General features: G+C 68.5%; 13 protein-coding genes. 4 read left to right on the plus strand and 9 right to left on the minus strand.

Going from position 1 to position 14,468, the window contains the following annotated elements; translation table 11 throughout:
* Positions 1 to 21: 21 nt before the first annotated feature.
* The 4 genes from ASC55_RS04740 to manA form a co-directional block, all read right to left on the minus strand.
* Positions 22 to 1,407: a DUF5719 family protein gene (locus ASC55_RS04740; RefSeq protein ID WP_055873001.1), complete on the minus strand. Its 1,386-nt coding sequence runs from the start codon at positions 1,405 to 1,407 to the stop codon at positions 22 to 24.
* Positions 1,404 to 4,418, minus strand: coding sequence for a glycosyltransferase (locus tag ASC55_RS04745; protein WP_055873004.1), 3,015 nt, complete (start codon positions 4,416 to 4,418; stop codon positions 1,404 to 1,406). The genes ASC55_RS04740 and ASC55_RS04745 overlap by 4 nt, the downstream gene beginning before the upstream one ends.
* Before the next feature lie 103 nt (positions 4,419 to 4,521).
* Positions 4,522 to 4,842 carry a WhiB family transcriptional regulator gene (locus tag ASC55_RS04750; RefSeq protein WP_081603945.1) on the minus strand — a complete coding sequence of 107 codons (321 nt, stop codon included), beginning with the start codon at positions 4,840 to 4,842 and terminating at the stop codon, positions 4,522 to 4,524.
* Between the two features lie 164 nt (positions 4,843 to 5,006).
* Positions 5,007 to 6,185 carry a mannose-6-phosphate isomerase, class I gene (gene manA / locus ASC55_RS04755; protein ID WP_327038117.1) on the minus strand — a complete coding sequence of 393 codons (1,179 nt, stop codon included), beginning with the start codon at positions 6,183 to 6,185 and terminating at the stop codon, positions 5,007 to 5,009.
* Positions 6,186 to 6,205: 20 nt separating this feature from the next.
* Here manA and ASC55_RS04760 point away from each other — a divergent pair, with 20 nt between their 5' ends.
* The 4 genes from ASC55_RS04760 (at position 6,206) to ASC55_RS04775 (ending at position 10,638) form a co-directional block, all read left to right on the plus strand.
* Positions 6,206 to 7,621: an O-antigen ligase family protein gene (locus ASC55_RS04760; protein ID WP_055873009.1), complete on the plus strand. Its 1,416-nt coding sequence runs from the start codon at positions 6,206 to 6,208 to the stop codon at positions 7,619 to 7,621.
* Positions 7,618 to 8,916, plus strand: a complete 1,299-nt coding sequence (locus ASC55_RS04765; RefSeq protein WP_055873012.1) for an O-antigen ligase family protein — start codon at positions 7,618 to 7,620, stop codon at positions 8,914 to 8,916. Before ASC55_RS04760 ends, ASC55_RS04765 begins: the two co-directional genes overlap by 4 nt.
* Positions 8,917 to 9,097: 181 nt before the next feature.
* Entirely contained in the window at positions 9,098 to 10,063 is a 966-nt protein-coding gene (locus ASC55_RS04770; protein ID WP_055869102.1) for a glycosyltransferase family 2 protein, read from the plus strand.
* Positions 10,063 to 10,638: a hypothetical protein gene (locus ASC55_RS04775; protein WP_235563088.1), complete on the plus strand. Its 576-nt coding sequence runs from the start codon at positions 10,063 to 10,065 to the stop codon at positions 10,636 to 10,638. The genes ASC55_RS04770 and ASC55_RS04775 overlap by 1 nt, the downstream gene beginning before the upstream one ends.
* 27 nt (positions 10,639 to 10,665) lie before the next feature.
* Here ASC55_RS04775 and ASC55_RS04780 read toward each other — a convergent pair whose 3' ends face one another.
* The 5 genes from ASC55_RS04780 to ASC55_RS04800 are packed head-to-tail and all read right to left on the minus strand — an operon-like array spanning position 10,666 to position 14,409.
* On the minus strand, positions 10,666 to 11,400 hold the full coding sequence (locus ASC55_RS04780) for an ABC transporter ATP-binding protein (RefSeq protein ID WP_055873018.1): 735 nt from the start codon (positions 11,398 to 11,400) through the stop codon (positions 10,666 to 10,668).
* Entirely contained in the window at positions 11,400 to 12,218 is an 819-nt protein-coding gene (locus ASC55_RS04785; RefSeq protein WP_055869104.1) for an ABC transporter permease, read from the minus strand. Before ASC55_RS04785 ends, ASC55_RS04780 begins: the two co-directional genes overlap by 1 nt.
* 10 nt (positions 12,219 to 12,228) lie before the next feature.
* On the minus strand, positions 12,229 to 13,365 hold the full coding sequence (gene glf, locus ASC55_RS04790) for a UDP-galactopyranose mutase (protein WP_055873021.1): 1,137 nt from the start codon (positions 13,363 to 13,365) through the stop codon (positions 12,229 to 12,231).
* Entirely contained in the window at positions 13,365 to 13,718 is a 354-nt protein-coding gene (locus ASC55_RS04795) for a DUF2304 domain-containing protein (protein WP_055869106.1), read from the minus strand. Before ASC55_RS04795 ends, glf begins: the two co-directional genes overlap by 1 nt.
* Before the next feature lie 7 nt (positions 13,719 to 13,725).
* A complete protein-coding gene (locus tag ASC55_RS04800) occupies positions 13,726 to 14,409 on the minus strand; it encodes a glycosyltransferase family 2 protein (protein ID WP_017831129.1) in 684 nt (227 codons plus the stop codon).
* Between the last annotated feature and the right edge of the window lie 59 nt (positions 14,410 to 14,468).

Raw genomic sequence — 14,468 nt, forward strand, 5'->3', positions numbered from 1 at the left:
CTGCGGAGACTCTCTCCTCGGTCAGGGATAGACCGTGATCGGCTTCTCTCCGGCACCGCTCGCCTGAACGGGCAGCACCGCGATCGCCCCGGGTCCCGTGAGGGTCACCGCAGCATGCACGGGGGCTGTCGTCTGCATCCGATAGGTGGTCCGCCCGGGCACCTCGAGTCCGCCGGTGCGTCCCGCCGGGATGACGATCTCCTGCGGCTGGCCGCCGTCGAGGGATTCCAGCGTCACCGTCGCATCGCGGTCGGACGTGTTCGCCAGCTGCAGTCGGGCGTCGGGGCCGGCCGGAACCGCGAACACCACGTCGACGTCGAGCTCCGGGGAGGGCATCACCCAGGCGAAGTCCGAGTCGAGACCGAATCCGTCCTGCTGCCTGATCGCGGCGACCAGCGGCACGTCGGATTCGACCTCGACGGTGTACTGCCCCGGCTCGAGGCCGGAAAGCGACACCTGAGAGGGCAGATCGGCCTCGACCGGGACCGTGAACGCGTCAGCGGCGCCCGTCGCGCCCTCCGCGTGCACCGTCACCTGGACGCGCGCGGCGACACCCGGTGAGAGCACTCGCAGGACGGCCATCTCCGCATCATCGCCGCTGGCCGCGAAGGCCTGCACTCCCGTGAAGACGAGCTTCTGCTGCGGCCCCGCCACCGAGTCCTGGAGATCGATGCCGGCGGGATCGAGAACGCGCACGAGCGAGGACTGGAGGGCGGCTCGCACCGGTGCGCCCACCGCGCTCACCTTGACCACCGGCACGTCGTTGCCGGTGGCGAACGATGTGAGCGGGAGAGCTGCCTGCGACCGAGCGGGGACGATGACCGTCCGGGTGCTGCGGGCAGGTCCGTACACGGAGAGTGTCACCGTCGACGGAACGTCGGCCGCGTTCGTGAGCGTGACGATGTCCTCGGTGCCGGTGTCGACGCTCCCCCCGACCAGCCAGGATTCCAACCGCGGCACCCCGCAGGGCAGCGCGGCGTACCCCGCGAGGTCGTCGGCGGCGATCGTGACGGACTCCGCGCCGGCGATCAGGGGCACCGAGCGTCCGTCAACCGCGCCGGTGAGCACCTGCGGTCCGCCTGCGTCCGGGAGGTCCGTCATCGCGAGCCCCTCCGCCGCGGGGTCTCCCCCCGTGCCTCCGGTCGTCAGGGTCGGCGACGCTGCCGAGAGCATGTCCAGCGGGGCCGACGAGTCGCGTCCGAGGGCGCGGAGATCGCCGTTGCAGACGAGAGTGCTGTCGCCGGGAACGGGCGTGACCTCGACCTGTGCGGGGTCGTGTTCGACGACCGGCCATGGCGCGTGCACCGCTGTCGCGACCCCGATCACGCAGGCGGCGATGACGGCGACACCGGTGATGACTCGAGCGCCCGTCGCAGCGACTCGGAATGCGCGGGTCCCGCTGCTCATCGGTCCTCCTCGGTCGACTTCGGGTGCTGCTCATCGATGGCGGTCGATGCTTCGACACTCGGTGCCGGCGCGTCATCGATCACCGGCTCGGCGATCGGGGCCATCGCCTCGTCGTTCAGGGCGGGCTCATCCTGGGGATCCTCGATCGCCCCGACCGGGACGTCGTCGAGGAGCTCCCTGTCCTCCGCGTGCCGCGGCAGGACGATCGGCTCGTCGGCTACGCGACCGACGATCCGGGACTGCGCGCGCGCCGCACGGCGTGACGCACGGGTCGGGATCGACAGCAGGAGAGCGGCGAAGACCGCCAGCAGCTGGAGGGTGATCACGAGTCGTGCGGTGCCCTGCTGGCTCGAGGTCATCGACGACTGCGCGGCCACCTCGGCCTCGAGCCGCCAGAGCACGCCACGATCGGTCGTTCCCGCGTGGACGAGTCCGGCGCGCTGGTCGATCGAGGCGACCGCGGCCGTGCGCAGAGTCCTCGCCTTGTCGCCCTCGCCCGGAACCTGGGCGACCAGCACGTAGCTGATGCCCATCTGCGCCAGCTCCCCGGGAGCATCGAAGTCACGGGCCGAGAGGAGATCCACAGCGAGGCCGGAGATGTCGGCGCCCTGCGGCTCGACGGCGGTGGAGAGCATGGTCGACTGCGAACCCAGCGTCTCGCTCGCGCCCCAGGCCACCTCTGCGGCGAGCCCGCCGTCGTTCTGCGGGGTGAGCACGAGGGTCGCGATCGGCCGATCGCCCGCGGCCTGCGCCGCGACGTACGCCGGCAGCGTGGAATCGGGGCCGTTCGTGAGCGCCGAACGGTCCATGTGCAGTGCGCTGAGCGCAGGGACCGCGCAGACCGCCAGGGCGGATGCTGCGACGACGGCGGCGAGGATCCGCAGCCGGGGAAGGGTGAGAGCGGTGTCCAAGGTGACGACAGCCGCGCCGACCACACCGATCCAGGCCAGGCTGAGGCCCGTGCCCGGCCAGATCGCGACCGGAGTGCCCTGGGCGAAACTCACCGTGACGCCGACCGCGAGGAACGCCGTCGCAAGCCCGGAGAGCGCGACGACGAGCAGCGTGATGCCCGCTCGCCACCGCGGAGCCACCGCCGCGCCGAGCGCGAGCGCGGCGAGGGGAGCGCACAGCAGCGGTGCCCAGGCGGCGATGGGTGCGGGGATCACGTCCATCCAGCCGGCCAGCGCCTCCGTCGGGAACCCTCCGGCGAGTGCGAGACGCCCGGTGGCATCCGCTGCGGCCTGGGCCCCCGCCCAGATGAGTCCCGGGTCGCCCAGGAGTGCCAGAGGCGTGCCGTGAGAGAGCTGCCAGATCGCGAGCGGCGCGAAGAGCGCGATGGTCGGCAGCGGCAGCCAGAGCAGTCGTCCCGCACCTCGGAACTGCGCGGTTCCCAACACGATGCCCAGCGCGATGATCCAGAGCAGGGCGAGGGCGGGGGCCAGCGACGGCGCGCAGGCGATGACGGCGGCGAGGAGGAGTGACGCGCTTCCGGCCGCGCCCCACGACCTGTGCGCGACGACGGCGCTGTGGAAGAGCCAGGGAAGCAGGAGGTGGACGAGCACCGCGGTCGGACGTCCGTCGATCAGAGCGGTGAGGAAGGTGGGCGCGAGAGCCCAGGCGACGCCGGCGAAGATCCGCAGCCCCTCGCGGTCGGTCACGCGCGTGGCGGCGAACCACCCGCCCAGGACCGCGAGCGGAAGCGCGAGGAGCCACAGCAGCACCATGGCGAAGGACGGACCGGCAGGCCAGAGCGAGCCGAGCACCGCCACGACGGCGGCGAAGGGATCGGCGGGTCCGACGAGGCCGACGGCGACGTCGCGCACTCCCCATGCCGCGTCGCTCCAGAGTGCGGCGACGGTCTGCCGAAGAGGGAGCAGTCCTCCTCCCCCGAGCGTCGGCCAAGCCAGCAGACTCGTGAAGGACGCGATGCTGACGACGAGCGCCGCCAGCACGGCCCAGGCTCCACCTCCGGAGAAGAATCGCAGTTCGCTGACGGCACCGCCCTCGCTGCCGTGACCGTCGTCCAGACGCCGTCGCAGCTCGGAGGAGGTCACGCGCAGCGGCGCGATGCTGGTCCAGGTCGACGTGCGGAAGGCCTTGATCCTGGCACGGGAGCGCGCGATCGCGCCGAAGCGGAACATGGCCGTGAGCGCGGCCCCCCATTCGGGCAGAACGGCCTCCGGCCGCTTTCCGACGAGGTCGGTGACGGATCGCCACAGCGCGAGCGGAAGCAGGCTGAGCCAATGCAGCGGCACGGCAGCCGCCGGTGCGTAGACCAGGCGCCGGTGCAGTTGAGCGAGGCGGGTCACGTAGGCCCGGCGCGATCGGCCGGACGGCAGCGCGGCAGGCCCGCCGGGAGAGACGGATATCCGCGCGCTCGGTGCGAGCACGACGCGGCCTCCACCCAGGCGGGCGCGCACACCGAGATCGAGTCCTTCGTCGGCACCGGCGAGTGCGGGATCCGGGCGCAGGGCGTCGCGGACCTCACCCCGAATGAGGAGGCCTCGCACATCGGCGCCGAGGGCATCGTCGGAGCGGTCGTGCTGCCCCTGGTCGAGTTCCCCTGCGGCGAGTTCGACCGAGCGCCCGAGCGTGGTCATGCTGACGCCCAGGGAGACGATCTCACGGTCGTTGTCCGTGGCGACGAGTTTGGGAGCGATGATGGCCGCGGAGGGCGAGCGCTCCAGCGTGCCGCTCAGACGCTCCAGCGCCCGCGGATGCGGCGCCGTGTCCTGCGCGAGCAGCCAGATCGCCGATCCTTCGGCGACACGCGGTCGCGCCAGTTCCACGGCTTCCGCGAAGGACGTGGTGGCGCGCGCCTCGATGATCCCCTCGACGGTGCTCGCCACCGCCTCGCTCTCGCGCACGGACGACGCATCGCCGCAGACGACGAGGGTCACAGCGGTTGCGGGCGTGGTCTGGGCGCGGAGGGCTTCGAGAGTGCGGAGGAGTTGCGCTCGGGAAGAGGATCCAGTGCGCGCGACGATGATGGCGTGAACTCGGGCTGGCATGACGTCGTCAGCCTATGCGCGCGACGGTCGACGTCGGCGTACCCGACGCGGCGCGCCCGCGAAGCCATGAGGCCTCATCGTTCGCGGTTCGGCAGCGGGCGATTCAGCTCGCGCGGCGCTTGAGCTTGCGGCGCTCGCGCTCGGAGAGTCCGCCCCAGATACCGAATCGCTCATCGTTGTTGAGAGCGTATTCGAGGCACTCACCGCGGACGTCGCACGATGTGCAGATCCGCTTGGCGTCTCGGGTGGATCCGCCCTTCTCAGGGAAGAACGCCTCGGGGTCCGTCTGCGAGCAGAGCGCATCGCTCTGCCAGGCGAGGGCGTTGTCGTCGTCGGCGGCGTCGGTGCGCCGCACCCCGGGAACGCCGAGGTTGATCGGATCGACGAACCAGTTCTCCGGTACGTCTGAACGGTAACCCGTCATCTCGATCTCCAACCCTGTCTCCGCCCCCCGGCGGGCCGTGCGCATGACTAATTACACCCGTGTCATTCGCTCCGGTCAAGTCGCGGATGGTAAACCCTCAAGCAACTCTTTAAGGTTCTTGGGCCGTCATCGGCGTGTCGGAATCCGGAGCGTCGGCGTGCGGGTCAGCGCCCGGGGCCCGCGATAAACACCTCTCCGACGCCCGAGACGGTGAGGGACCCCTCCGCGGAATCCGCGAACGCGACGGTGCCGACCTGGAGCGCGACCTCGTTCCCCGTGTTCGAGGCCACAGCGACCTCGCCGGCGGTCGCGAGCACCATGGTCGGTCCCGAGATCTCGAGCCCGATCGGCGCGCCGTCGAGGACGACCCGCTCGAGCGCGAAGTCGGGCACCGGAACGGGATAGGACGTGATCGGCCCCTCACCCTCCCCTCGCAGCACGGGCACCTCGCCGGGCGTGGTGTCGAGGATCGAGAGGAGTTCGGGGACGTCGATGCGTTTGGGGGTGAGGCCGCCGCGCAGAACGTTGTCGCTCGCGGCCATGATCTCCACGCCGAGGCCGGAGAGGTACGCGTGCAGCAGACCGGCGCGTAGGAAGACGCCCTCTCCTCGCTTCAGCACCACGTGGTTCATCAGAAGCGCCACGACGACGCCCGGGTCGCCCGGATAGGTCCGCGCCACACCCGCGATCGCGCGGAGCGTGGTGCCCCACTCCCCCGCGTCGGCGCGCGTCGAGGCCGCGACGATCGCGGCGATGATCTCCTCCACCTCGGTGCGCGCCTCGCCGCCGAGCACCCACGCGATCACGTCGCGCAGCGCATCGCCCTCGGCGCTCAGGCGTGCCCGCAGCTCCCGGACGCCGTCGCTGTCGTCGAGCGTCTCCAGCAGGGAGAGCGTGTCGGAGACCGGTCGCAGCCCGCTCAGCGACTCGAACCGCTCGCTGAGCGCGACGAGGAGTTCCGGCTTGTGGTTGTCGTCCCGATAGTTGCGCCGCGGGTCGTCCGAGGCGAGGGCGCTCTCCCTGGCCCAGCCGTCGCGAGCCTGCTCGATCGTCGGGTGCACCTGGATCGAGAGCGGGCGCCCCGCCGCGAGCAGCTTGAGCAGGTACGGGAGCGTGCCCCCTGTGACCTGATCGAGCGTGCCGCCGTCGGCCACATCGGCGGGGTCGCCGGGGTGGTCTCCGAACCAGACCTCGGCCTCCGGTGCGCCGGTCGGCGTGCGGCCTTCGAGGTCGGCGAGAAGCGAGTCCGATCCCCAGGCGTAGTCGCGGGGCGTGTTCGTGAGGCTCAGCAGCATGCCACCAGCGTAGAGCCGCGCTGCGGCGTTCAGGGACGCTCGGAGCACGGCGCGGTAGCCTGAACGCGATGGCCCAGTACACGAAGCACCCGGTGTCTGCCCCACCCACCGCGCCGGAGCGCGAGTCGACGGGGCATCTGCTGCTGCGCGGCTATGCGATCCTCGTCCTCTTCGTCACGTTCGCCCACTCGGCCGTGTACAACCTGCTCGGACGGGACGGCGCCGCGATCACGCTCGCCGTCTTCACCCTCGCGACCCTCGCCATCGGCATCCCGATACTCGCCCGGAACCGTCCGCAGCCGTTCCGCTGGCGCCGCCTGCCCTGGACCGCGCTCGGATACACGACCCTGGCCCTCGTCTCGGTCGCCTGGTCGCAGTGGCGCGGCCCGACGATCATCACCTGGGTGCTGCTCGCGGCCGTCACCGTGAACGGGCTCTTCCTCGCTCACGTGCTCACCTGGCATGAGATCGTCCGGGCCCTGTCCTCGGCGTTCAAGTGGATCCTGGGCCTCTCGCTGGCGATCGAGCTCTGGGTCTCGCTGGTGCTGCACGGCCCGCTGCTTCCGAACTTCCTCACGCTGCCGGACGGCAAGATCGACCCGCAGTGGTACTGGGTGCGCGACAACCTGTTCGACGGCGGGCGGATCCAGGGCATCGTGGGCAACGCCAACCTCCTGGCCATCATCTCGCTCTTCGCGCTCATCACGTTCGGTGTCCTGTTCGCGGCGCGGGCCCGGTGGCGCACCACCCTCGCCCTGTGGATGCTGCTCGCGGCCTACTTCCTCCTGCGCACGGCATCAGCCACCGCTCTGGTGTGCGCAGCCGCGGTCGCGCTGGTCCTCGTCGTCGCACTGGCGATGCGGCGTGCGCGCACGCCCGGCGCCCGCACCCGGATCTACGTGGTCGCCATCGGCGGCACGGCGATCGCAGGGCTGGGAGCCTGGCTGCTTCGGGAGCCGCTGCTGGGTCTTCTCGGCCGGAGTGCGGATCTCACCGGCCGCTCCGACAAGATCTGGACGAAGGTGCTGCAGCGCGCGGGCGAGCACCCGGTCTTCGGCAACGGGTTCTCGAGCCCCTGGATCCCCGAAGACCCGGCCTTCGACGAGTGGATCACCGACCACGGCATCACCGTCTTCCATGCCCACAACATGTGGCTGGACGTGCTCCTCCAGCTCGGCGTCGTCGGTGTCATCCTGATGGCCGTCGCGTACGGCACGCTGCTGTGGCGCTCCTGGTTCTTCGCCGTCGACCGACCCCGCTGGGACCTCGACGGCGAGCGCCCCTTCTCCCCGCTCACCCTCCTGCCCAACCTGTTCACGGTGGTACTGCTCGTGCAGGGCTTCTCCGAGTCGACGCCGATCATGCTGTGGGGCTGGCTGCTCCTGGTGCTGCTGTCATTCAAGCTCAAGTCGGTGCCGCTGGTAGGGGTCGGCGAACGCGACCTCCTGTTCGAACGCGGCGCTCGGCAGCGGCGGGTGCCGTGACGCCGGTGCGCCCGTTCGTCCGCCTGCTCGGATCGGTGGAGCTGGCCCGTGCGTTCACGCTCGCGGCGCTGACGGCGGTGTTCGGGTCGTACGCGATCCGGCAGATGACATCGGCCGTCACACTGGGGACGATCATCGCCGTGCTGTGCGTGCTGGGCGCGTCGATCCTCTGGGTACGCCGGGAGGAGCTCTCGCTGCTGCGCATCGCGCCGTCCTCGCTGCTGGCGTTCCTCGCATGGGCACTCGTGAGCGTCTTCTGGACGACCGACAAGTCCGACACGCTCTTCGGCTGGATGTCGCTGTTCGGCTACGCGTTCCTGGCCATCACGATCGGACACATCCGCGACACCCTCCAGACCGTCCGGGCGATCGGAGACACTCTCCGCGTGCTGCTGGCCGCCTCCCTCGCCGTGGAGATCCTCTCCGGCGTCCTGCTCGACCTGCCGTTCACATTCCTCGGTATCCAGGGCGATCTCGCGGCGGGGGGCCCGATCCAGGGCCTGTTCGGCAGCCGCAACATGCTCGGTTTCATCGCGGTCATCGCGCTGATCACTTTCGTGATCGAGTGGCGCACGCAATCGGTGAACGCACCGCTCGCCGTGGTCTCGATCGGGCTGGCCGGGTTCCTGGCGTTGCTCTCCTCCTCGCCGACGGTCCTGGTCCTCGCCTGCGCCGTCGGCGTCGTCACCGTGGCGCTCACGATCGTCCGCCACGCCCCACCGGAGCGACGAGCGATCGTGCAGTGGATGCTCGCTGCGGTCGTGGCGCTCGCTCTCGCCGCGGCCTTTGCACTGCGCCACCAGATCATCGCCCTGCTCGACGCCGGGTCCGACTTCTCCCTGCGCGGCTCGCTCTGGAACACGATCCTCGACTTCGTCGCGGTCAAGCCGATCCAGGGCTGGGGCTGGTTCGGCGACTGGGCCCGCGGCGAGTACCCGTTCACCTACATCAACTTCCAGCTCGACGACCGCCATCAGAGTGCGCTGAACGCCTTCTTCGATGTGCTCCTGCAGCTCGGTGCGGCCGGCCTGGCGGTCTTCCTTCTCCTGGGCGGTGTCGCCCTGATCCGCTCCTGGCTCGTCGCGAGCACGCGCCGTTCGGTGGTCTACGCCTGGACCCCGATCATCATCGTCACGCTCGCGGTCGACTCGATGTTCGAGAGCTTCACCCTGGTGGGTGCGGGATGGTTCATGCTGGTGCTGTGCGCCCTGCGCGCCGGACAATCGCGGTCCTGGCGCGAGAACATCGATGCGGCGCACACGGGCGCGATCCCGACGCTGCGGCCTCAGAAGTAGCCGACGAGCCCGGTCTTGCCGGGTGGCGGTCGTCGCGCCGAGGTGAGCCTCTCCGCGGATACGAAGGTGGCGGACGGTAGGCTACTCACTGCTCGTCATGTCCCGCATCGTCCCCGACGGTGGCCCGAGGCGCCGCAGCCCTCACACCCCTGAACTGCCCACCGATCTTCGAGGAGAAGGTATGACCGCGGCGCCCGCTGCATTCGATCCGAAAGCGGCGACGATCGTCGTCGTCACCTTCAACAGATCGCATCTGCTCACCGGACTCCTCACGAGCATCACGGCGATGGACCCGAAGCCCGGACGCGTCGTGATCATCGACAACGCCTCCTCCGACGACACGACCGACGTCGTCGAGTCGTTCCGCGACAGCATCGGCACCGAGATCGTCTACCGGCGCCTGGAGACGAACACGGGTGGCTCCGGCGGGTTCAGCGAGGGCATGCGCACCGCCTACGAGCTCGGCTCCGAGTGGATCTGGATGATGGACGACGACGTCGAGGTGCTCCCCGACGGACTCGCGAAGATGGGCAAGTGGGCCCCGCGCTTCAAGAGCATCCAGGGCCGGCGCTACGACTACGACGGCAGCGAGTTCTACTGGCAGTACCGCATCGCGGAGCGCATGGGTATTCCGATCCCGTTCGCCCCGTCCGGCTTCGACGACTCCGGATACAAGGAGATGAACAGCGGCTGCTTCGAGGGCATGTTCATCCACCGCTCGATCGTGAAGCAGATCGGCCTGCCGGACCACCGCTTCTTCATCTACTGGGATGACCAGATGTACGGCTGGCTCGCCTCGCGCAAGACGACGGCCGTCATCGTCGACGAGTTCGTCCTGCGACGCACGCGCGAGATCAAGCAGTGGGACATGGGCATCCGCCACATGAATGCCTCCAGCAACGCCTACCGCTTCTACATCATGCGCAACCGCGCCTACATCAAGCACTACTACCGCGTGCATGACAACTACAACCCCGTGCTCTTCGGCCTCGGCACCGCGATGACGTTCGCGAAGGAGCTCATCCGGCTGCTCTTCGTCGAGCGCACGGTGCGGGGCACGAGCAACCTGTTCCGCGGGCTCAAGGAAGGCGGCCGGATCAGCCGAGACCGCTCCTGGCAGCCCATGGCCCCGCTGGAAGACGCATGATGAGCGAGCCGACTCCCGAGCTCCGTTGGGCGCCCATCGAGCCGAAGCCGAAGAACACGGGCCGCGTCTGGCTGATCATCGGGATCGTCGTCGCCGCCTTGGCGATCGTCGGCGCCCTGCTGTTCTTCCTGCTGCCCCGGGGCGAGGAACCCGCACCCGGCGCGAGCGGCTCCCCCAGCCCGACCGGAACGACGGCCCCCTCCGCCTCCCCCTCACCCACGGAGACGCGCACGCCGCAGACCACGCCGCCGGCACCGGTCGACCCGACCGTCGACGTGTTCCGCGAGCAGGTGGGCGGCTGGCTGACGGATGCTCCCCGCGGCCTCGACATCATCGCCGGGGCGACCGGAGATGATGCGCTTGCCGTCATGGACTCCCTGGAGCAGGACGCACGCCGCCTGTCCGACGCGCAGCCGCCCTCGTCGATCGCACAGCAGTGGCGCGACGGTGTCGACGCCTATTCGAAGCGCCTCGCCGAACTGCACGCTGCCATCACCGATGGCTCCGACACCGCGGCTTCCATCGATGCCGCTCGCGCTGCCGTCACAGGCCTGCAGACTCTCGTGGGGCTCTGACCCCGAGCCCTCGCCTTCCGGCCGCGGCTACGAGTTGTAGTCGGCGTTGTATCTGTCGAGGACCTCGGCGATCGGTCCGTCGAGAACCAGCGCCCCCTTGTCGAGGTAGAGCCCCCGCGTGCAGAACCGACGGAGATCGCGCTCGTTGTGACTCACGAAGAACAGCGTGCGGCCCTCGGCGAGCAGTTCGTCGATGCGCGTGTAGCACTTCTCGCGGAACGCCTTGTCCCCCACCGCCAGCACCTCGTCGACGAGGAGGATCGGTTCGTCGAGCTGAGAGACGACCGCGAAGGCGAGTCGGACCTTCATCCCGTTGGAGAGGTGCTTGTACGGGGTGTCCTCGAATCCCGCGAGTTCGGCGAACTCGATGATGCCGTCGTAGCGGCGCGTGACCTCGTCGCGGGACATCCCGTGCAGGCCGGAGGTCAGACGGACGTTCTCGCGCACCGTGAGGTCTCCGACGAAGCCTCCGGTGATCTCGATGAGGGGGGCGACTCCGCCGTTGACGGCGACGGTGCCCTCATCGGGCAGGAGCACCTTGGCGACGAGCCGGAGAAGTGTCGACTTCCCCTGACCGTTGCGCCCGACGACGCCGATGGACTCGCCCGGCTCCACCGAGAACGAGACGTCACGCAGTGCCCAGAACTCACCCGGGCGAGAACGACGAGACGCTCCGGCGAAGAGATCCTTGAAGCTGCGGCTCCCGCGCCTGTTGCGACGGAAGTGGACGCCGAGACCCTGGACTTCGATGGCCGAGCGCATCACAGCTCCTTCAACACGGGGCGTTCCAGGCTCCGGAAGGTCCAGATGCCGAGTCCGAGGATCAGCAGGCTCATGATGACGCTGATCGTCAGCGTGAACGGATTCCACTGATCGGGGAAGAAGGGCATGCGGTAGAGCATCATGATTCCCGCGAGAGGGTTGAACGCTCCGAGAGTCTGGAAGATACCGGGAAGGTCGGTGACGTTGTAGATGATGGGCGTCGCGTAGAACATCGCGCGCAGGATCAGCGCCGTCGTGCGCTCGAGGTCGACGAAGAGGACGCAGAGCGGGGCGACGAGCAGTCCGAGCCCGACCAGGAGCACCGTCTGCAGCAGCATCGCCACCGGCATCCACAGCACTCCCCAGCCGACGTGCACGGTCCGGCCGGGATCGAGCTCGACGAAGAGGTTCACCACGATGAACAGCACCAGGACGGGCAGCGAGAAGAGATACTCGATGCCCTTGCTGAGCACGATGCGGTTCACCCAGATCGAGCGCGGGATCGCGGTCGACCTCACCAACCGGGCGTCCTTCTTGAAGGCGCGGGTGAAGTCCGACACCGAGGCGTTGAACCACACCCAGGGCAGCAGCGCGCTGATCAGGAAGATGATGTACGGCTCTTCGCCGACATCGCGGTTGAACACCTGCGTGAACACGAACCAGTAGATCGCGCTCATGACGAGCGGATCGAGCACCGACCAGAGATAGCCGAGGATGCTGGTCGAGTAGCGGACCTTCAGGTCTCGGGCCGACAGCAGCCACAGCGAATGCAGATATCGCCGGGGCGTCCCGGGCGCCCCGACAGCAGCGTGACTCACGATGTCGAGTCTACGAGAGACTGTTGTTCCACATCGACAGCGCCGAGCCGATGGCCATGTGCATGTCGAGGTACTGGTAGGTGCCCAGACGCCCGCCGAAGTGGACGTCCCGCTCCCCCTTGGCCAGTTCCCGATACGCCAGGAGGCCCCCGCGGTCAGCCGGAGTGTTCACCGGGTAGTACGGCTCGTCGTCCCGCTCAGCGAAACGCGAGAACTCCCGCATGATCACCGTTCGATCGGCGTCGTAGACATCCTTGCGCTCGGGGTGGAAGTGCTTGAACTCGTGGATGCGCGTGTACGGCACATCCATGTCGGGGTAGTTCATCACGCTCGTACCCTGGAAGTCGCCGATGTCGAGGACCTCCTGCTCGAAGTCCAGCGTCCGCCAGCTGAGCGCGCCCTCCGCGTAGTCGAAGTAACGGTCCACGGGGCCCGTGTACACGAGGGGAACCTGCCCGACCGTCGCTTTCTTGTTGAGGGGCTGCGTCTCATCGAAGAAGTCCACATCGAGCTGCACGTCGATGTTCGGGTGATCCGCCATCCGCTCCAGCCACGCCGTGTAGCCGTCGGTGGGAAGACCCTCCCACGTGTCGTTGAAGTAGCGGTTGTCGTAGGTGTAGCGCACGGGCAGACGGCTGATGATGTCGCCGGAGAGCTTCTGCGGATCGGTCTGCCACTGCTTCGCGGTGTAGTCGCGGAAGAAGGCCTCGAACAGCGGGCGTCCGACGAGGGCGATGCCCTTCTCCTCGAAGTTGGCAGCCGTCTTCGCGTCGAACTCCCCCGCCTGCTCCCGCACCAGCGCGCGGGCCTGGTCAGGGGTGTACGCGGACTGGAAGAACTGGTTGATCGTGCCGAGGTTCACCGGCATCGGGAACACGGTGCCCTTGTGCGTGGTGTACACACGGTGCACGTAGTTCGTGAACGACGTGAAGCGGTTGACGTACTCCCACACCGTCGGGTTCGACGTGTGGAAGAGGTGGGCACCGTAGCGGTGCACCTCGATACCGGTCTGCGACTCGCGCTCACTGTAAGCGTTGCCGCCGATGTGGGGACGACGGTCGATGACGGTCACCTTGCGTCCGGCGTTCGCGGCGCGCTCTGCGATCGTCAGACCGAAGAACCCTGATCCTACGACGAGGAGATCCATCACTCTCCCTGCTTCGGGAACTCGGGGTTTCGCACCGCGATCTCACGAGCGAGTTGAGTGATCTGCTCATCCTGAGCGCGACGCTTGCGCACGATCGACAGCGAGTTCGCGACGAAGACGATTAGGAACGCATACAGCAGGAGATCGGTGCCGCGACCGACGCCGACCGTCCGGGCGAGGTCATCGATCACCCCGGGGAACATCACCGCGTAGATGCCGGCGGCGAGCAGCAACACCAAGGTGACGGTGCGGATCGCCTGGGTGCGGGCCGATCCGCCCGGCCTGAGGAGGATGAGCCCGAAGACGAGGAAGGCGCCGATGAGGACGGCCTTGATGATGATCTGATCAGACATGACCGTCCTACTTGATGAAGAGTTCGCTGAGGATGTTCACCGAGTTCCACAGCGACTGCCCCTTCGCACGCGAGTACTCGGTGTAGACGATGTGCACAGGCTGCTCCGCATAGCGGAGCTTGAGCGAGCCGATCTGCGCGACGATCTCGCTGGCGTGCGCCATGCGGTTCTGGCGGATATTCAGGGCGAGTGCGGCCCGGCGATTGAACGCCCGAAGACCGTTGTGGGCGTCGGTCAGGCGCACTCCGGTCGACAGCCGCTCGAACAGGACAGCCGTTCGCAGGACCAGCTTCTTCAGCGCACTCGCATTCGTGCGCCCGTCGAGGAACCTCGACCCCACGATGATGTCGAGCGGCTCCGTGCGCAACCGCTCGACCATGTCGAGCGCGTCGGCGACCTGATGCTGCCCGTCGGAGTCGAAGGTCACGAAGTACTCGGCTCCGGGCTGCTCGCGCGCGAACGCGATTCCGGTCTGAAGCGCAGCTCCCTGACCGAGATTGATGGGGTGGCGCAGCACGATGGCGCCTCCCGCGAGCGCCTCTGCGACCGAGTCGTCCTTGCTGCCGTCGTCGACGCACACGATGTGGGGGAAAGTCCTCCGCGCCTCAGCGATCACGTCGCGGACGACGGTCGCCTCGTTGTACAGGGGAATGACGAGCCACGTGTCGCTGTTGGGAGCTGAGTTGATCATCTGCGTTCTCGATGGGAGTCAGGAAAAGCCAATCTTACCCGGTCGGCTCGAAGCTCCCT

This window comes from Microbacterium sp. Root322, from assembly GCF_001425645.1.
GTDB lineage: Bacteria > Actinomycetota > Actinomycetes > Actinomycetales > Microbacteriaceae > Microbacterium > Microbacterium maritypicum.